Source organism: Synechococcus sp. JA-2-3B'a(2-13) (assembly GCF_000013225.1).
Classification (GTDB): domain Bacteria; phylum Cyanobacteriota; class Cyanobacteriia; order Thermostichales; family Thermostichaceae; genus Thermostichus.
Genome location: NC_007776.1, coordinates 1,595,888 through 1,615,169, shown reverse-complemented (window position 1 = coordinate 1,615,169; position 19,282 = coordinate 1,595,888). Strand labels below are relative to the sequence as shown.

Here is a 19,282-nt window from a genome sequence, read left to right as displayed (position 1 = left end):
CATGTTCAGAGAGCAGGTGGATGCCGATCCAGCTCAAACAAAGCGGTAGGTAAACTCCTGCACCAAGTCCACACGCCCTTTGCGCAAAACTGCCGGATCCAAACGTTCAGTCGTGTTGCAAGTCATCAGCACCACCAGCCTTTGTTCACAGTCGGCGTATTCTGCGTCGAGCACGCTTTGGTGGAGGGTGCCATCCAGCAGGCTGAGGATGCGCTCAGTTTTGGTGCTCCGTTGGGCCACCTCGCTGGCGCGGTCTTGGGCGAGGTTATCTGCCTCATTGATGATCAGGCACACCCGCTCCAGATAGGAAGGCGCAATAAACTCTTGCACGGCTTCATGATCCAAGATGAACACCACATAGCCCAGTGGTACCAGCAGCTCGTGGGCCACCGCTTGCGTCCAGGCAGTTTTACCGGTACCTGGGATCCCGTGTACCAAGACCGCCAATCGCTCCTGCTGCAGAATTCGCTGTTGAACCTGATCGGTGAAGGCTTGAATCTCGGCGGGAAAAGAACTGATTGGATGTGGGCTCTGGATTTGCCCAATTCGGCTTTGGTAGCCGCTCACCATCACCGCCAGGTTGTAGGTAACCTTGCGGATCAAGGGCTTGAGATCTACCCCAATCAGGGTGTAGCGACGGCGGGTTTGATAGGTGGTCTGGATTTGCAGCCAAATCTGATGCTCCGGCCAAAAGGCATAGACGGTGCCCGGACTACTGATTTGATCCCAGCCGTTGAAATGCTCAACCGGGTAGTAGAAGTAGCGATCCATGTACACTTGCACGATCTGTGCCGGTCGCCCCAGATGCGCCAAGATTTTGAGAACGATAACTTCTTGCAGACAATTCAAGATGTAATGAATGGGAATCTGGTCGCGGCTCACCTGCTGCCGCAGCGGAGTTTCCGTCGAAAGATAGCTTCGAAAGGTGCAGTCGGGGCCGGGTGGGGGTGGGGTAATGCTGTTCCAGAATTCCTCGATCTCGTAACGGGTGTTCTCTGAAAACAGGTTAAGCAAATTGGCCAGCGGGCTATATTCGTTGCGTCCCACTGCGTTGGCGATATCGCTGCACACATCCAGAATTTTCTCGGCCAATTCCCAGGGATCCTGCATGGCCAGTTGCCAGAAATACTCGACATCGAAATGGCGGAGCAGAGGTCTCCACCCGGATTGCAGGAGATTGTAGCTGTTGGTCTGCCGGTAGCTGGGGTAATAGTCGTCGTAACCGTTATCCATGCAGGGTTAGGGGCTAGGAAAAGGGGGAATCGGTGGGCTTGCTGGGGCGTGGATGCCTCTCCCACGAGAGCGAAACTATGGCGGCCCGGCACTGGGGTCTCAAAAAGGGGGTAGGGCATGTATGTTAGCTTGCGTCCCCGGCCCAGGGGCAACAGCCCCACCGTTTTCCGGTGCCAGATCCCGCTGGGAAAGTGTATCCCAATTAGGTAGGGAGGGCTTCCAAATCGTTGCTGTGGGCTGCGGAGCTGGAATTGCCTTCTAGGGCTGCTTGGGCGTTGCGTCGCAGTCGGCGGGCCTTGAGCCGGCGCAAGGCAGAGGCGGGAAACTTCTGGTCGAATTCCCCATCTTCCATCTGGGCCAGTTCTTGGAGATCGGGGGCAACGTTCCAAGGGTAAGGCTGAAAATCCGGGATCCGGCTGGGTTGGGCAAAGCGTTGGTTCCAAGGGCAGACCTCCTGGCAGATATCACAGCCGGCCACCCAGTTGTGCAGGTTCTGGGCAATCTTGGCAGGGATCCGCTCGGCGTGGCTTTCTAGGGTGTGATAGGCAACGCAGCGGCGGGAATCCACCACCCCTGGGCTGACGATGGCCTGCGTGGGGCAAGCCTCTAGGCAGCGGGTACAGGTGCCGCAGTGAGCGGTGTGGGGCTGGTCAGGGAGCAACGGCAGGGTGGTCAGGATCACTCCCAGAAACACCCAGGAGCCGTACTCGCGGGTGAGCAACAGGCTGTTTTTGCCGATCCAACCCAAGCCCGCCTGCATGGCCCAGGGCTTTTCCGCCACCGGGCCGGTATCCACGTAGAATCGACCCGTATGATTTGGGAACTGGGCTTGCATCCAGAGGTGGAGTTGTTTGAGCCGCCGTCCCAACACGCGGTGATAATCTCGACCCCAAGCGTAGCGGGAGATCTTGCCCTTGCCGGGATCCTGGCTGTGGCGGATGGGGGTGTAGTAATTCAAAGCCACACAGACCAACGACTGCACCCCCGGCAGCACCTGCTTTGGATCCATTCGCCTAGGATCCGCCATCCAGGCCATGTCGGCGGCCATGCCCGCAGCCAGCCAAGCTTGCAGGCCCCGCAAGTCGGGGGGATCCTCTATGCTGGCAATGCCGACTTTGTCAAAACCCAGGGCCAGGGCCTGTCGTTTCACCTGCGCAGTGGCTCTGGACCAGTCGACCTCTGAACCCGCAGGGATCCCTGCCATGGCTATGCCGGCAAACCCATCACGCGGCGGTAGCGGGCCTCCAGCTGTGCCACCTGCTGGGAGCGGCGGGAGGGATCCCAGGAGCTACAAGCAAACAACTCCTGTCGCAGATTAGCCACATCCACCGTCGTCACGGCTCCGCCGGACACCACCTGTTTTCCTCGCACCCAGACGCTGTGGACTGCCTGGGTGGGCCGGCCCAACACCAGCAGCCCAATGGGATCGGTACGGGGCAACAGCGACAGTTGGGTGAGATCGTACAGCACCAGATCCGCTTGCTTGCCCACTTCCAGGGATCCCAGCTCCTCCCCTAGCCCCAGGCCAATGGCCCCACCGCGGGAGGCCATCTCCACACTCTCGCGGGGCGAGATCCAGTGGCGGTAGTCGGGATCGGTGATGTTGTGAAGGATGGTGCCGATTTTGATGGCCTCTAGCAAATCCTGCGAATCGTTGCTGGCGGATCCATCGCAGCCAAAGGCCACGTTCACCCCTGCCCGGCGGTATTTCAAGATGGGGGCAATGCCGCTGCCTAGGCGCAGGTTGCTCAAGGGGTTGTGAACAACGGTAGAGCCGGTGCGGGCCAAGATCTCGATATCGGCATCGCTGAGCCAGACGCAGTGAGCCAGGGAAGTTCTCTGGTCTAGGTAGCCCAGGCGCTCCAGATGCTCGACTGCGCTGCAGCCGTACTTTTCCTGGGCCAACATCTGCTGGGCGCGGGTTTCCAACAGGTGGGCGTGGCGGGGTAGGTCATACTTCTGGCTTAACTCCGCACAGCCCTTGAACAGCTCGTCTGAGCACAGTTGGATCCCTGTGGGAGCCACCATGAGGGTAATGCCCTCTTCTGGCCGGTGAAAGCGCTGCACCGCCTCTTCCACAATGGCCAGCACCTCTGCTGTGGAGAGGGGATAGGTTTCCGGCTCCCGATCCCAAGAGGAGCTGCTGGGCAACCCCCGAGAGAGAGCCTGATCCTGGATCAAGGGGCCCACGAAGGCGCGGATCCCGACTTCTCGGTAGGCCCGTACCGCCGCCTCAATGGTGGCCAACTCTTGGCCTGGGATCAACACCAGATGATCCACCACCGAGGTGCCCCCCGTCAGCAGGGTTTCCACCGCCGTCCCCAGCGCGCTGAGATAGATTTTTTCCGGATCCGGCGGCGCATACTCGTGCAGTTGTGCCAGCCACAGCTCCAGCGGATAGGGCGGTATGATCCCTCGTTGCCACATTTCGGAAGAATGGGTGTGGGCATTGACAAAGCCCGGCAGCAAGAGTTGGTTACTGGCATCCAGTTCCAGGCTGTCTGCGCCCGTTGCGGGTAACCCTCTGCCTATGGCAGCAATCCGTTCCCCCTCGATTCGCACATCTGCGGTTTCGTAGCCGGTGGCGGTGGGAATTAACGCATTGCGCAAGATAAAACTCATGCCCGGGATCCAAAAAGGCCGTCTGCTACCTTAGCGTGCTGGAGTTAACCCTGCCAAGGCGGGAGGATCAGAACATTTGCATGCATAACCTAGCCTTTCCCCCAAGGGATACCCAAGCGTAGTGGTTATAGAACTGCCGACATAGAGGTGCCCACACTCTCCATAACGCAGTTTCAACGCCTCTGCACCGCCGACATGGCCCTACAGCTCAGCCTTGACCGGCTATTTCTTTTTCTTGGCGGAGCCTTTTTTGGCCGGCTTGCTCTCGGCAGCAGGGGCCGGTTCTGGGGCAGGTTCTTCAGGAGGAGCGGGTGGAGTCTCTTCCACTTTGGGGGCCTCTGCCGGCTTGAGACCGGCTTGAGCGGCAACCTCAGCAGCAAAATCCACTTCTTCTTTCTCGATCCCCTCTCCCAGGACAAAGCGCACAAACCGCCGCACCCGAATGTTTTCCCCCAGTTTGGCAATGTGCTGCTTCACCAATTCCTCTACGGTGATCGAGGAATCTTTAATGAAGGGTTGATCCAACAGAGACAATTCTTTCAGTCGCTTTTCGATGCGACCTTGCACGATCTTCTCGCGTATGTTCTCCGGCTTATTGGCCAGATCTTCTTTGCCCATTTCAATGGCTTTTTCCCGCTCTACCACTTCAGCAGGGATCTGGTCAACGCTGACGTATTCTACGTTTTGGCAGGCGGCAATCTGCTTGGCGATGTCTTGCACCAATTTCTTGAAATCTTCGTTGCGGGCCACGAAGTCCGTCTCGCAGTTCACTTCCACCAACACCCCAATTCGATTGCCGAAGTGGATGTAGCTGTCAACTGCCCCCTCTGCCGCGACGCGACTGGCCTTTTTGGCTGCCCCTGCCAACCCTTTCTGTCGCAGCCAGGTGATGGCTTTCTCCATATCGCCACCGGAATCTTCCAGGGCTTTTTTGCAGTCCATCATGCCTGCGCCCGTCTTTTCGCGCAGCTCTTTGACCAGTTTGGCATCAATGCTCATGAGGGCTCCTCGAATGAAAGAACGGGAAGAATGTGGCGGGATATGAGTGAGAATGAGCGGGCTTCGGTAGAATTGTAAACCTAGATTTCAAGAATACACGCCTCTGGATAGGGAACAGGCAGGGAAGTGTCCGGATTGCACGGGATCCCTGCCCTCGGTCTAGCCTTCCTCGGCTTCTCCTTCTTCTTCGTCCTCCATGTCTTCCAGAATGTCGTCGTCCAGATCCATGGCCCCTTCGTAGTCGTACTCATCCTCCTCAACGGTGTCGAGCTGCCCATGCCGCCCTTCGTAGATGGCATCCGCCAACTTGCCTACAATCAGCTTAATCGCTCGGATGGCATCGTCGTTAGAGGGAATGAAGATATCGCTGAGATCGGGGTCGCAGTTGGTGTCCAGGAGTGAGATGATCGGGATGTTCAGCTTGATACATTCCTGAACGGCGTTGGCCTCCCGCCGCTGATCGACGATGATCACCGCATCGGGGAGCTTGCGCATGGTTTTAATGCCGCCCAAGTACTTTTCCAGCCTGGCCAACTCTCGCCGCAGACGGCTGGCCTCTTGTTTGGGCAGGCGATCCAGAAGACCGCTGCTCTCCATCTCCTCAATTTCTTTGAGGCGGTCGATGCGGGTTTTGATGGTGGCCCAGTTGGTGAGCATACCCCCCAACCAGCGCTGGTTGACATAGTAGCTGCCACAGCGACGAGCCTCTTGAGCGATGATCCCGGCAGCTTGCCGTTTGGTGCCCACAAACAGGAAGCGCCAACCCCTGTCAGCAGCATCCCGCACATACTCGTAGGCTTCGTTCAGATAGCGGGCCGTCTGCACCAAATCGATAATGTGGATGCCGTTCCGCTCGGTAAAGATGTAGGGCCGCATTTTCGGGTTCCAGCGGCTGGCCTTGTGGCCGAAGTGAACCCCTGCCTCCAACAGTTGAGGCAAACTGACTACGCTCATGAGTTTTTCCTCTCCTACGGGTTAGCCTCCGCCCGAACGGATCCCAGTTACGGCCTTCCCGCCGGTTACCTGCACAGAGCGCTCTACCCCCATTGGCAAGGAACTCAGGAGCTGTTGCAGCAAACCGCGAAAGGGCTGTAAGGACACCCGGTGGTTCAGGCGTGCGATTTCTTAACGGTTTAACTAAGCTAGCATGTTTTCCACGGGATCCCGCAGCTTGGGGTTAACTCTGGCCGCGATCCGATGCTAGACTAGCTAGGCACTTCATGGGCTTCTACCCGTAAGTGCGTCGGGGCGTAGCGCAGCTTGGTAGCGCACCACTTTGGGGTAGTGGGGGTCGTGGGTTCAAATCCCGCCGCTCCGATACTGAGTAATCAGGGGAGGGCTTGAGCCGGACAAAGCCCACTATGCCGGAAACTTTGAGGTACTTTGGCTCCGCTGTCAATCCCTTGCCCTTGGCTCCGTTGATCGGCAGCCTTAAGAATCAGGTCACAAGCTTGGCCGGACAATATGGGATCCCGGTTTTACGGTGCTGGATCCCGATGCGGAGCCGACCTTGAACAACATGGGGTTTCGACGGATCTGGAGCGCTTAATCACGGCCCAGGATCCAGGCAATAAGGGGGGGATCCCTGTGGTCAAGATAATACCGAACGGCTTGGGTCAGGTCGATTTCCAGGTCGCGGTTTTGGATGTCGGTGATCATCCTGTGCATAAGCTCCAGATGGATGCGGTCGTCTTGGGTGAGCAGAGCATACTTGCCATTGGGGCTGTTGTTGAGGGCGGCCAAGGCCGCTTGGGTGGCGGTAGCCTTTTTGGAAGGAGGCTTAAGGCGGGCATCCCGTAGCAAAAGAAACTGAAGCTCGGGGTGAGCAATCACCAATTGGTTGAAGTTATTGAGCTGTCCATACATGCTGCTGGGACCCACTTGGATAAAGGCGATCACCCGCTTCTGGTCGGAGAAATAGAGGTGATCTGGAAGTTTGCATTGGCCCAGTCTCAGGGTGCTCATGGGGAGGGGATGGATCCCTTGTAGGGCATTGCCGATGGTGCGCAATTTGCCGATATCGGCTGTGCTGTCGATGATCGCCTCTTGGGGATAGGCGGCGCGGAGCTGAGCCTCAGTGGTGCGGAGATAGGGATCCAGCGTCTCAACAAGATCGGCAGATGGGCTGGGATCCCGAAGGGGTGGAGATAGAACGATGGAGGGGCCGTGGGCAGGCAGAAGGGGGATGAGCAGTTGTTTGAGGGTTTGCAGCTCAGTTTCGAGCCGCTGGACACGGGCGGCTAGATTGCTGGCAGTGGGTACAACTTGCACCTGGGGAGGGAGAGGGATCCCGTTGATGTAGTGGCGATAGTAGGCTGAGGCCCGGTTGAGAATGGCCCGGATGGAGGGTTGGCCAAGAATATCGCTCAGGTCATCGGCGGTAAAGAGAGCTTGGAGGTGGATCCCTGAGGGCAGGCGGCTCTGGAGAAGGGCTTGAAGCTGGGGAAGAGAGGGGAGATCTAGGGAGAGGACGGTTTGGGAGAGGCGATCGACGGTAGCCCGGTCAAATTGGGTTTGGAAATGTTGCCAACGGTCGGGGAACAGATTGAGGATAAACAGACTGTTGGGAATACGGGTAAAAAGCTCTTTCAGGGCATCGCCAAAGTTGAGAAGGATATCTCGATTTTCCTCTCGGCCCAGAGCCTCCAATTGGTCGAAGACAATAATGAGAGGTCGGTCAAGCAGCGAAAGCCTGCCGATGACTTTCATCCCTTCTAGGGCAAAGGTGTTGCGATCCAGATCTGCACTCCAAGGGGGCAACCCAATCAAGTTGGTTTCTTCAGGATCCAGGTCGGTACCGCTGAGCCAGCGGATGATCTGGTGACGGCGGTTGGGATCCCTGTAGCTGCAGTATTTGATGATGCCCTTGAGAATGTTTTCGGTGGAACCGGTAAGGAAGTTTTGCTCTGCCCACCAGCGCAGAACCAGTTTTTCAATGGCTTGCCATTGCTGACGACGACGCTCGCTGCCTTCTGCTCCCAGGCGATGAAAGAGGTTGAGGGGATCCGCCGTGAGAAGGGAGAGAAGCTCTTCAGTTTTTGAGGTTTGGGGGAAGGTTTTCAAGATTTCCACAAAGCTCTTGGCAATCAAGTAGTCGAGCTGGGTGTGGTGATGGGCATCTACCCGTTCGCGCAGGGATTCCAGGGTGTGGCTGTAGATGTGGTGGTAGATGTTGTCGGGATGGGTGGGCTGAGGGATAAACAGGAGACAGTTGTGGCGCAGGAGGTTTTGGGCCACCCGCATGATCAGGTGGGTCTTGCCGGATCCAGGTTCTCCCAGTAAGACAACCCCTCGGCTCTGGTGGTTGGGATCCCGTTGGATGTCCTGTAGGGTGGCAGTGAGCTGCTGGTACTGAGGCTGATAGATGGTGGTCTCGTCGGGATAATGCTGAAAGGGATTGTCAACTCTGCTGTTGGCGAAAGGATTGGGAACATTCTGGGCTTTGAGCTGAGCGTGGGTGAGGTGGCGATAGAGGTGGTAGGTAAAGAGGGCATCGTAGCTGGCGTCGTGGGCCAGTTTGGAGTTGAAGTAACCGCTCTCCAGTTGGATCCCGAGATGTTTGCTGAGATACTCTAGGCTGTAACCGGCAAGGTTGGGAAAACATTGCTTGGCGGCTGACCAAGTACAGAAGATGGGGTTAGGAAGCCAATCTTGGTTAACTTGGTCAAAGGCTTGTTTAAGGATTTTTAGGTCGTGATCTGCATGGTGGAAAACAAGAGTCTTGCCTTGTGCCAAGCGCCGCAGGTCAGCAACGATTTGGGCCAAAGGTTTGGGCTGGGGGTGGTGGGGCGAGTATTCTTGGGTGTAGGCATGGTAAATAAGCTTGCCGCTGCTGTCGATAAGGGCGATCTCTTCCAGGTTGGCGTTGCCCTCGGTGTCGATAACCAAGTAGCTCATGGAGGGGCGGGATCCCGTGATGCTAATGTGCTCAATATCTCAGTGTAATTCTGGGTAGGCGGGTTCACCCGACACCAAGGGAACTAGAGATGAGTGAGCAGTGGTATTTTGCATACGGAAGTAACCTAGATGCCCAGCAGATGGGACACCGTACTGTTGATTTCAAGGAAGCTAGGCGTGCTCGTTTGCAGGGATACCGCCTGACGTTCAACAAGCGCGGCAACGATGGAACCGGCAAGGCCAACATTGTCCGGGATCCCTCTGGGGTTGTGTGGGGAGTTGCCTATCTGTGCAGCTCGGACAGGCTGGAGAGGATGGATCGGTATGAAGGAATTCCGGGAGGTCATTACCGTCGCCAGCAGGTTCAGGTTCGAAGCGATGAGGGTGAAGTGATCGAAGCAATGACTTACGTGGCGGGAGATTCATTCATTGATGATTCATTGATCCCAAGCGAGGGATATCTTCAAGGAATCTTGAAGGGGGCACGAGAGCATGGGCTTCCCCCCGACTACATTCATCAAATTGAAGCGATGGGGTTGGGTGGCTGAGAGCACTCTGTCCAAGGGGATTGAGGCTGCTGGCAAACAGGTTCCTGCCCCTGACCTTAAGATGGAGCCTCAAACCAGGTGGGTTGATCCCGAACGGTTTTGGCAGCGTCCAGATCCAAGAGAGTGCGGCCTATCCGATAAAAGTGACGGCACATCCGTTGGCAATCCGAAAGGTCGGCGACTGTTATCTCAATCACCTACAACCATGCCAAACAGGCCACAGTAAAAGGCTGGCCATCGCAATGGTACTCCTCTTGCGTCTACAGATGCGGTGGGGCTAGTGTTGCCAGACTCTCATCTAACTCAGTAACTGTTCTTGCAACACGGAGTTTCTCAATAAAACGATGTAGTCTTGAATCTCTTGCGGAAGCATTTTAATGTCGCTATCCATTTGTCGATGAACAGAGAGAACCTCAACTCCAACCAGTTGATTTTCCTTGTCGAAATCCAAAACAACCCCAGGGGCAATCTCCTCTGAGCTTTGGACTTGAGCTGTTGTCAAACGAATATATCCAGCATCCACATCAGGATCAAACTCGATGAAAGGTCTCATGGCAGCTTTTTCCCCATTGTTCGATCAAAAAAGATAGTCACCACTGTCCAAGGATCCGTTGATTCATCGTAAACAATCTTCAGGAGGCGATTGCCGTACTCCGGAATTCGACCATAGGCTTGCTTGAGCTGAGGATCTTTGGGATCCACTTGTACGTAGTCAGGGCAGCTCAGAACTCTCTCGATCCACTGGCTTGCGATCTCTTGTCGCTGCTGCAGCCGTCTCAACGCATGCTCAGATAGCCGAAAGTGCTCAGACTCTAACACGAGCTACCCAAATGAGATAAGGAGCCGCTGGCGGGAGCTGACAACTCTTTTTTTCCTGCGGTTAAAGAGTAAACCTTGCCATATCATCTTCTCCACCGGATCTCGACCGTCAAACGGGGGGATCCCTGAGCAAGCTAGCTCTGAGATAGGCGCTTCACCTCAGCTCCAGAGAGCAGGCGATGGGCTTCTTGCAACAAAGCCGGGATCCGGTCGCGGTGGGGGCTGTGGATAAGATAAGGTCGCAGGGCTTCGGCATCCACTTTGTCTGCCCGCTGGCCGGGGAGCCAACTGCCGGCATTGCCCAACAGGTTGTAACGGCTCTTGGCATAGTCCACCAAGTCATAGGCCAAGACCAAATTGCGCAGCAGCAGAATGAACGGGATATTCACTTGTCCGGGGGTTTGGTCGTAGCGAGGCAGGCCCTGGTGCCAAGTTTTGGCGTAGTGTTCCCCCACCTGCTCGATCAAAGCTTGCTCTAGGCGGGCCAGGATCGGCGGCAACAGCTCATCAGCCCGATCCAACAGCTCCACCGCCCGCAGGTGCTCATCAAAATCGCTGGGTCGGGCCGCCCCAATGCTGAGGGTGTGAACCTGGGGATGGGACAGACAGAACAGGTCGTTGAAGACCATCGGGCTGAGGGGTTGGCACAACTGCACCAGCTTGGCGGGCGGATCGTAAAGCTTGCCCCCCTTATCCGAGGGACTGATGATGAATACCCCCATATCCTGCTGGGCGGCAGCCTCAATGGCGGGCCAGTTGGTTTGGTTGACAAAGTACCAGTGTAGGTTGACGTAATCAAAGCCCCCTGACCGTATGGCTTCCACGATCAACTCCGTCGGCCCATGGGTGGAGAAGCCGACAAAACGCACCCGCCCCTGCCGTACCAGGCGCTGACACACCTCCAGACACCCCCCTGGACGCAGGCTGTGCTCCAAGTCTTCCCAGGTATTCAACCCGTGGATGGCCAGCAGATCCACATAATCGAGGTTCAAGTAGCTCATCGATTGCTCGAACTTGGCCAGGAACTGCTGCGGGTCGGCGCTGGGGCCAATTTTCGTCTGCACAATCAGATCTTGCCGGGGAAAGAGCGGCAAAATGCGGCCCAACTGCATTTCAGAAGTGCCATAGCCGCGGGCAGTTTCGATGTGGTTGATGCCCACCTCCAAGGCCCGGCGAATCGTCGCCTCCAGGTTCTGCTGGCTTGCCGCTGGGATCCCTGACCAAGGAGTATCTTGCCAACTGTGTTGATAGCGCATGCCACCACAGCTCAGCACGGGCATAGGCAGCTCGGTACGCCCAAATCTGCGATACTGCATGGTTTTTCCCCTGGACTAAGCCCCATTTTAGAGTGGCCCCACCGCCGAAGCTTAAACCCCAGGCCGACCGCGTTGCGCAGCAGTCTCCATCAGAAATCAGATCAGTCTGGAGATATGAGGCTGCAGGAGAGCGACTAAGCTAGAGTGTTCTCAAGAGTACGGGGCTGACGGGGCTCGAACCCGCAACTTCCGCCGTGACAGGGCGGTGCTCTAACCAATTGAACTACAGCCCCAATCGCTGCGAATATCTATTCTGGATGTGGACGAGGATTGTTGTCAATCATGGTGGTTAGTTTGGCAGCACAGGCCGCAACCCTTGTGGATACTGCTCCCCAAAACGGGATCCCGACGGCGGCAATGCAACAGGTGGCGGATGTGCTCACTCAGGTGGCTCAACACCTGGATCACCTGCAATACACCACCTTGCGCTACCCCGATGGCGGCTGGCTGACGGTGCGGGTGGTCGAGGATCCTGCTGCTGGCGACTCATCCTCAGAGGGATCCCAGCCGACGACCCATCTGTGGATCCCGGCCTTCGGCCACCTGGAAGATGCCCACACCACGCTGGCAGAGCTTAAGGATCGAGCGCCGGAGCTGGAGACCGCTTCTTTTGGGGTCTTGGAGCTGTTGTTCTTGGCGTTGGGCCTTTCTCGGGCCGATGGTATTGTCTTTTACGACCAAGCTGGGGATCGGCAACAGGGCAAAACCGTAGCCTGCCGAGCTCTGACGGAACAGGTCAACCGGTCTCTTCGCAGATGGGCTTCCCCACCCCCTTCAATGGCTTGAGCTCTTGAACTTTTCTCTTTTATTTTATGGTTTTGTGGTCATTTCGATTCAAACTAGGACAAAGCGTTGAATGCGGAGGGCCAGAAGGCTTTTCTAAGGACTCCGTCCCGCCGGCGCGATCAGTAGCCCAGACGTCTCATCCTAACCTGAAACAACTATAAAACTATTAAAGATCTATAAAGTTTAAAGATCGCAACGCAAAATTCCAGATCCGCCAGATCCGCAATCCGCCCTGCGTCAACTCAAGATGGCCCCCTGTCGGCGGGCAAACTTCCGTAGCTTCTCGTCCATCCGCGCCCCCCGTAGATCCGCTTTGCAAAAGTTGGTAAAGCGCTTGCTCTTTTCTTCTGGGTATCGAGCCAAACGAACCCCACCGCCCATCGACCAGATCACCGAGCTGGCCACCACCAAGGCGATCCCAGCCGCTCCTAACGCATAAACCAAATTGCCCGTGGTCAGGCGGACAAGCAAAAAGGCCAGGATCCCTGAGCCCAGCAGCCCCCCCAAGCCTGTCAGGATCCCTCCCAATGTTTTGGCCGATCCAGACAGTTGGCTCAAAACCCGTAGCCAATGGGGTTGAGGGGTGTTGAAGAGGATCCCGCGCAGATCCGCCCCCTGCAAGTTGGCCCCTGAGAAATCGGCCCCCCGCAGATCGGCCTGGCGCAAATCATAGCCGGCTAGGTTTTGGTTGGCAAAGGACTTGCCCCGTAGATCGGCCCCCGCCATGGAAGGGATCCGCGGTGGGGTGGCCGGCTTGATCCGTCCGCCGCCTGTGATGCTACTGGCTCGGCCCAGTTGGGTAAAACCGGTGGTGCTCCCCCACTCAGAGGGGATGGATAGCGGGCTGCTGGCTGTCATTCCCCCTGCGGTGAACTGAGGTAGGGGTGTGGGCGAGAAACCGCCTGAGCGGCGCTTGGCCCAGTAGCCGGAGATCACCGATGTGCTGGGATTGGCAGACAGGGGAGAGCTGGGCAACACAATCGGCTGAGAGATCGGGCCGCCTGCCTCTTCCACCGGGATCCCTTGCAACGCCCGCAAGACCTCGGTGGCGGTGGCAAAGCGCTGATTGATGGCCGGCTGCAACATGCGGTGCAAAATGGCGTCGAATTCAGGGCTAAGCTGCAGTTCATCCGACCAATCCCACTGCCCCGTTTCATGGTTATAAAACTTGGCCGGAGATTCCAACGTCATCAAGTTGATGCAGGTAGCCGCCAAAGCATAGAGATCGCTAGAGGGACCGACCGCCTGGCCGGCTACTTGCTCCGGGGGAGAAAAGCCCAGCGAGCGAATGGCCGTCGCCTCTTCTGCCGAATCCTGGCCCGGGCCGAGCTGCTTGACGGCCCCAAAGTCGATCAGCACCAATCGGCCATCTTCTTTGCGACGAATCAGGTTGGCGGGTTTAATGTCTCGGTGAACCGTGTTGTGGCTGTGGACATAGCTGAGGATCAGCAGCACCTCCTGCATCACCTGCCGGGTTTGTTCTTCGGAAAAGGGCCCATTGCGACGCATTTCTTGGGAGAGGGTGGTGCCCTGGATAAATTCCTGCACCAAGTAGAACTTGCCGCCTTCCTGAAAGTGGGCGTAGAGCTTGGGGATCTGCGAATGTTCCCCCAGGCGCTCCAACACTTGGGCCTCGCGATTGAAGAGCTCCTCCGCCAGCTTGGCCAGTTGCGGGGATCCCTCGACCGGGCGCAACTGCTTGATCACCCGCCAAGGTTTGGAGGGCATGTCCTCATCCCGCGCCAAAAAGGTAGAGCCAAATCCCCCCTGGCCGATGCGCTTGAAGGCCCGGTAGCGATTGCGCAGCAGGAGGGGATGGCCACAAGAGGCACAGGTAGAGGCATCCGCCGGGTTTTCCGGGTGCAAACAGGCAGGGTTAAGGCAGTAGCAAGTGGGCATACCAGTTTGGGGTTACCGGCTGGCGATCCGGACAACCGAGACGGAGCCAAGAAGTCGGCAGGCAAGTTGTGAGAGATACATACAGGTTAGACCAAGAAGAAACAAATCTTGCACAACTGCCTCAGATAGGCTGATCTTAGCGTCTGCCCGCCCTGAGGTTAATCGGACAAATCGCTTAGGTTTTCGGCGGATGGGGTTTGGTGGAACAGAGGAGAACAACAAGGGCTGGACTGCCCTGCAGAGGGAAAACTTAGAATTGATGAATACAGCCATCTTCGCCTGTCATGTTTCCAGCTCTTTCCGGTGCCGCCATTCGGCAAACTTTTCTGGACTTCTACGCCCAGCGGGGCCACCAGGTGTTGCCCAGCGCCTCCTTGGTGCCAGAAGATCCAACGGTGCTGCTGACCATTGCTGGCATGTTGCCCTTTAAGCCCATTTTCCTGGGGCAACGGGATCCGGAGTACCCACGGGTTACAACGGCCCAGAAATGTGTGCGCACCAACGACATCGAGAACGTGGGCCGAACGGCGCGCCACCACACCTTCTTCGAGATGCTGGGCAACTTCAGCTTTGGCGACTACTTCAAAAAAGAGGCCATTGCCTGGGCCTGGGAGCTGGTGACGGAGGTTTTCGGCCTGCCCCCGGAACGGCTGGTGGTGAGCGTCTTTCGCGAAGATGAGGAGGCTTTTGCCCTCTGGCGAGATGAGATAGGGATCCCGGCCCACCGCATCCAGCGCATGGGAGAGGCGGATAATTTCTGGGCTGCCGGCCCCACCGGCCCCTGTGGCCCTTGTTCTGAGATTTACTACGACTTCAAGCCGGAGCTGGGGGATGAGCGGATCGATTTGGAGGATGACTCCCGCTTTCTGGAGATCTACAACCTGGTGTTCATGGAGCTGAACCGGGATAGCGAAGGTCACCTGATGCCGCTGGCCAAGCAAAACATCGACACCGGCCTGGGGTTGGAGCGGTTGGCCCAAGTGTTGCAGGGGGTGCCCAACAACTACGAGACGGACTTGATCTTTCCCATCATTCAAACGGCGGCTGGGATCGCCGGGCTGAACTACTCCAAGGCCAACCCGGAGCAGCAGATCTCTCTGAAGGTGATCGGGGATCACGCGCGGGCAGTGATGCACTTGATTGCCGATGGGGTGCTTCCTTCCAATGTGGATCGGGGCTATGTGCTGCGGCGGCTGATCCGGCGGATGGTGCGCCACGGTCGGTTGCTGGGGATCGGCGAGCCTTTCACCATCCCGGTGATCGAGACCGCGATTCAGTTGGCCGAGGCTGCCTATCCTCAGGTGCGGGAGCGAGAAACCCTGATCAAGACCGAGCTGCAACGGGAGGAAGAGCAGTTTCTCAAAACCCTGGAGCGGGGGGAACGGCTACTGCTGGATTTGTTTACTGCTGTCGAATCTTCCCGCCGTGACAGCAGCTCGCCAAAGCAGATCTCCGGCGCCGACGCCTTCAAGCTCTTCGATACCTACGGTTTTCCGCTGGAGCTAACCCAAGAAATTGCCCAGGAACACGGCTTCAGCGTGGATCTGGAGGGCTTTGAACAAGAAATGGAGAAACAGCGGCAGCGGGCCCGCGCCGCCCACCAAACCATCGACCTCACAGCCCAGGGATCCCTGGACGAGTTGGCGGATTTCCTCAGCCAAACGGAGTTTTTGGGATACAGCCAATCTTCCGCCCGCGGCGTGGTCGAGGCCCTGTTGGTCGAGGGAAAATCGGTGCCCCAAGTGGAGGCAGGGCAGGCAGTGCAGGTCGTTTTGGATCGCACGCCCTTCTACGCCGAAGCCGGTGGACAAATTGGCGACCGGGGCTACCTTTCTGGGGACGGCCTGCTGGTGCGGATTGAAGATGTGCAAAAGCAAGGGGATCTGTTCGTTCACTTTGGCCGTGTGGAACGCGGGATCCTGCGGGTGGGGGATCCCGTCCAAGCCCAAATCGACCTGGCCTGTCGGCGGCGCGCCCAAGCCCACCACACCGCCACCCACCTGCTGCAGGCAGCCCTGAAAAGAATTGTCGATCCCTCGATTGGTCAGGCGGGATCCCTGGTGGCTTTTGACCGGCTGCGCTTTGATTTCACCCTATCCCGGCCAGTCACCCCTGAGGAGCTGGAACAGATCGAGAACTTGGTGAACACCTGGATTGCCGAGGCCCATGCTGCTCAAGTGGCGATCATGCCCCTGGCCGAAGCCAAAGCCAGAGGTGCCGTGGCCATGTTCGGGGAAAAATACGGCGCTGAGGTGCGGGTGATCGACTTTCCGGGGGTGTCGATGGAGCTGTGTGGCGGCACCCATGTCAACAACACCGCCGAGATCGGCCTGTTCAAGATCATCGCCGAGACGGGAGTGGCTGCTGGGATCCGCCGCATCGAGGCCGTGGCCGGGCCGGCTGTGCTGGAATACCTGAACGAACGGGACAGGGTGGTGCGGGAGCTGAGCGCTCAATTTAAAGCCAAGCCCCAGGAACTGCCGGAGCGGGTTGCCGCCCTACAGGCGGAGCTGAAAGCTGCCCAGAAGGAACTGGAAGAGGTGCGCAGCCAGTTGGCCTTGCTACAGGCCGAAGGTCTGCTGGCCCAGGCGGTTGCCGTCGCAGATCTCAAGGTGCTGGTGGCCGAGCTGGGATCCACCACCCCTGAGGCCCTCAAAACCGCTGCCGAGCATCTGCTCCACAAGCTGGGGGAAGGGGCAGTGGTGCTGGGATCGGTGCCGGAAGCCGGCAAGGTCAGCCTGGTGGCTGCCTTTAGCCCTGCTGTGCAGCAACTTGGCCTGAAGGCGGGATCCTTCATCGGCGAGATTGCCAAACTCACCGGAGGGGGCGGCGGCGGACGGCCCAACTTGGCCCAAGCTGGGGGCAAACAGCCGGAGAAATTGGCAGAGGCTTTGCAGGTGGCCCGGGAGCGGTTGCAAGCGGAGCTGATCTCGCGCTAGGGGAGCGAAGCCCTTTTGAGCACCAACAGGCCGTCCATCAGCCACTACAGTCGTTCAGTTTAGAGTGCTGTTCAGTTTAGGGTGAGACACTCGGGCTATAGAGAGAAGCCTTCTGGCCGCGTATGGGGTTATGGGTTTAGTGTCCTAGTTTGAATCGAAATGACTATAAATCTTCGGCCAGTGGGGTTTCCGACATGTCTTCCAGGCTCAGTTGCACCTGCCGCTGCAGCGCCTGAATCGCTTGGTATTCCTGCTGGATGCTGGCCTGGTACTGGGCGGCCAGGGCAGTGTTGCCTTCGGAAAAGGCTTGATCCCACAGTTGGGTCCAGTAGCGGTAGCGCTTCTGGCGAATTTCCAGCTCCATGTTGGCAATGGCGGCCCGCACCACCATCCGTGGACGCATCAGGGCTACGCGGGTATTTTCGTCCAACCAGAGCAGATGGCTGAGGCGCTCGTTGAGCTGCTCATCTTGGGCACAGAGGGTGCGCAAAGCCGTCAGCAACGTCTCTTCTTGCTCTTCCAGCTCCGGCTGAGCCGAGATCAGTTCCAAGATCCGCTGCCACAGCTCCCGGTGGGGGCGAAAACTAAATTGCAGCTCCCGCTCCAGCAAAGTTTGGCGAATTTCGTGGCGATACTCGCCAAAATGCAGAAAGATCTGCAAAAGATGGGACTCAGATTGCAAGAGTTTGGATCCCTTATTGAGGGAAGGTTGCTGGGGTTTGGCCCAGCGGTACTGCCGCACGGCTCGGCGCAGGTCTTCTTCCAAGTCTCGACTGAGGCGACCGTTGCCGCGGCTGAGCAATTCTGCCACTTTGTGCAAATACAAAGAGCGCCATTGTCCACCCAAACCGGCCAGCAGTTGCACAAGGGCTTGACGGGCCTGCTGAAAATCGGTGGCCCGGCTCAGATCCCGACCGGCCAACACCTGTTCAATTCGCCAATCCAGCCACAGGGGAGCTTGCTCGATCAGGGTTTGCAGTTCAGCAACCGCTCGCGTCGGCGGGGCCGAGCTCTTGTACTCCCGCAAAAACTCGTCGGCATCTTTGCCCTCAGGAAGGGTGAGAATGCGCAGCTCAATTTCTCCGCGCCGCGCTTGTTCTTCAATGGCTTCAATGGCCCGGCTGGCGGCGTTCAAACCGGCCCGATCCGCATCAAAATTGAGGATCAGCCGCTTCGACTGGGTGTAGCGCAGCAGGGTCTTCACCTGGTGGGGTGTCAAAGCAGTGCCCATGGCCGCTACAGCATAGGCAACTCCCGCCTGATGCAGGGCGATGACATCGAAGTAGCCTTCCACCACCAGGACTTGATCGGCTTTGGCAATGGCATCGCGGGCAAAGTTGAGGCCATAGACCACCTGGCTTTTGTTGAAAAGCTCTGTTTCTGGAGAGTTGAGGTACTTGGGCTGTCCTGACTCCCCCAAGGCTCTGCCGGCAAACCCGATCACCCGCCCCTGCACATCGAAAATGGGCAGCATGATCCGGTTGCGAAAGCGGTCGTAGTGGCCGGATCCCTGCTGGCGGGGAACCAGCAATCCAGCCTCTTCTAAAAGTTTGACCGGTTGGCGCTTGTGGTTGACCAAGTATTCGTAGAGAGATTGCCAGCCGGGGGGAGCAAAGCCGATTTGAAATTTTTGCAAAGTTTCTTCGCTCAGGTGGCGGCTGTGCAGGTACTGGCGGGCGGCGGATCCTAGCTGGGATCGGAGGGCATGCCGATAAAAATCGGCAGCCATGGCCAAAATCTCCAGCAGCTTTTCCCGGTGGGAGAGCTCCCGCTCATCAAGGGATCCCAAGGGCTGCGCCTCGGGATTGCGGGTGGGCAGAGGTATGTGGTATCGCCGCGCCAAGTGGCGCACGGCCTCAGCAAAGGAGAGATGCTCGGTCTGCATGACAAAGCGCAGCACATCTCCCCCTGCCCCGCAGGAGAAGCACTTGTAGATCTGCTTGCTGGGGCTGACCTGAAAACTGGGTTTGTGGTCGTTGTGGAAAGGGCAAAGCCCAACGAAGTTCTTTCCCTGCTTGCGCAGCACCACTTTTTCGGCCACCACTTCCACGAGGTCGGCCTTTTGGCGCACCAACTGAATGAAATCGGGGGGCAGACCGCTCATGGCTTCGGGGGATCCTGACCTTATGGTAGCCGGGGGAAGCTCGACAGGCCGTCTTTTGACCTGGCCCAACGGGCTTGGGATAATGGGCGGGCCTTAAAGGCTAGTTTTCGGTCAGTCCCT

At 57.6% G+C, this 19,282-nt stretch carries 13 protein-coding genes, 2 tRNA genes and 1 pseudogene; 4 read left to right on the top strand and 12 right to left on the bottom strand.

Going from position 1 to position 19,282, the window contains the following annotated elements; all coding sequences use genetic code 11:
• Positions 1–33: 33 nt before the first annotated feature.
• The 5 genes and pseudogenes from CYB_RS07315 to rpsB form a co-directional block, all read right to left on the bottom strand.
• Positions 34–1,233: an AAA family ATPase gene (locus CYB_RS07315; protein ID WP_011433150.1), complete on the bottom strand. Its 1,200-nt coding sequence runs from the start codon at positions 1,231–1,233 to the stop codon at positions 34–36.
• Positions 1,234–1,435: 202 nt separating this feature from the next.
• Complete coding sequence (queG, locus tag CYB_RS07310; RefSeq protein ID WP_049749576.1) at positions 1,436–2,437, bottom strand: tRNA epoxyqueuosine(34) reductase QueG; 1,002 nt, start codon at positions 2,435–2,437, stop codon at positions 1,436–1,438.
• Positions 2,438–2,439: 2 nt separating this feature from the next.
• Positions 2,440–3,855, bottom strand: a complete 1,416-nt coding sequence (locus CYB_RS07305; protein ID WP_011433148.1) for an amidohydrolase — start codon at positions 3,853–3,855, stop codon at positions 2,440–2,442.
• 354 nt (positions 3,856–4,209) lie between these two features.
• Positions 4,210–4,854 (bottom strand): annotated as a pseudogene (gene tsf / locus CYB_RS07300) (translation elongation factor Ts); the annotation flags it as partial.
• A 159-nt stretch (positions 4,855–5,013) separates the two neighbouring features.
• Positions 5,014–5,808 carry a 30S ribosomal protein S2 gene (gene rpsB / locus CYB_RS07295; RefSeq protein ID WP_011433146.1) on the bottom strand — a complete coding sequence of 265 codons (795 nt, stop codon included), beginning with the start codon at positions 5,806–5,808 and terminating at the stop codon, positions 5,014–5,016.
• Positions 5,809–6,098: 290 nt separating this feature from the next.
• On the opposite strand from rpsB, the gene CYB_RS07290 reads away from it, so the two are divergent.
• Positions 6,099–6,172 (top strand) — tRNA-Pro (locus CYB_RS07290).
• Between the two features lie 227 nt (positions 6,173–6,399).
• Here CYB_RS07290 and CYB_RS07285 read toward each other — a convergent pair.
• A complete protein-coding gene (locus tag CYB_RS07285) occupies positions 6,400–8,751 on the bottom strand; it encodes a 3'-5' exonuclease (RefSeq protein WP_011433143.1) in 2,352 nt (783 codons plus the stop codon).
• Between the two features lie 89 nt (positions 8,752–8,840).
• On the opposite strand from CYB_RS07285, the gene CYB_RS07280 reads away from it, so the two are divergent.
• The gene (locus tag CYB_RS07280) at positions 8,841–9,299 is read left to right on the top strand and encodes a gamma-glutamylcyclotransferase family protein (protein WP_011433142.1); all 459 of its coding nucleotides are present in this window, start codon (positions 8,841–8,843) and stop codon (positions 9,297–9,299) included.
• A gap of 298 nt (positions 9,300–9,597) precedes the next feature.
• Here CYB_RS07280 and CYB_RS07275 read toward each other — a convergent pair whose 3' ends face one another.
• The 4 genes from CYB_RS07275 to CYB_RS07260 all read right to left on the bottom strand — a co-directional run bounded on the left by CYB_RS07275 (position 9,598) and on the right by CYB_RS07260 (position 11,667).
• On the bottom strand, positions 9,598–9,852 hold the full coding sequence (locus tag CYB_RS07275; protein ID WP_011433140.1) for a DUF2283 domain-containing protein: 255 nt from the start codon (positions 9,850–9,852) through the stop codon (positions 9,598–9,600).
• Entirely contained in the window at positions 9,849–10,118 is a 270-nt protein-coding gene (locus CYB_RS15660; protein WP_011433139.1) for a DUF4258 domain-containing protein, read from the bottom strand. The genes CYB_RS07275 and CYB_RS15660 overlap by 4 nt, the downstream gene beginning before the upstream one ends.
• A 134-nt stretch (positions 10,119–10,252) precedes the next feature.
• On the bottom strand, positions 10,253–11,434 hold the full coding sequence (locus tag CYB_RS07265) for an aldo/keto reductase (protein WP_011433138.1): 1,182 nt from the start codon (positions 11,432–11,434) through the stop codon (positions 10,253–10,255).
• Positions 11,435–11,593: 159 nt separating this feature from the next.
• Positions 11,594–11,667, bottom strand: a tRNA-Asp gene (locus CYB_RS07260).
• Positions 11,668–11,716: 49 nt separating this feature from the next.
• Here CYB_RS07260 and CYB_RS07255 point away from each other — a divergent pair.
• A complete protein-coding gene (locus tag CYB_RS07255; RefSeq protein ID WP_011433137.1) occupies positions 11,717–12,220 on the top strand; it encodes a hypothetical protein in 504 nt (167 codons plus the stop codon).
• 237 nt (positions 12,221–12,457) lie between these two features.
• On the opposite strand, the gene CYB_RS07250 is transcribed toward CYB_RS07255, so the two are convergent.
• The gene (locus tag CYB_RS07250) at positions 12,458–14,119 is read right to left on the bottom strand and encodes a protein kinase domain-containing protein (protein ID WP_011433136.1); all 1,662 of its coding nucleotides are present in this window, start codon (positions 14,117–14,119) and stop codon (positions 12,458–12,460) included.
• Between the two features lie 284 nt (positions 14,120–14,403).
• On the opposite strand from CYB_RS07250, the gene alaS reads away from it, so the two are divergent.
• On the top strand, positions 14,404–17,058 hold the full coding sequence (gene alaS, locus CYB_RS07245; RefSeq protein ID WP_011433135.1) for an alanine--tRNA ligase: 2,655 nt from the start codon (positions 14,404–14,406) through the stop codon (positions 17,056–17,058).
• 163 nt (positions 17,059–17,221) lie between these two features.
• Here alaS and dnaG read toward each other — a convergent pair whose 3' ends face one another.
• A complete protein-coding gene (dnaG, locus tag CYB_RS07240) occupies positions 17,222–19,162 on the bottom strand; it encodes a DNA primase (RefSeq protein ID WP_011433134.1) in 1,941 nt (646 codons plus the stop codon).
• Positions 19,163–19,282 lie beyond the last annotated feature (120 nt).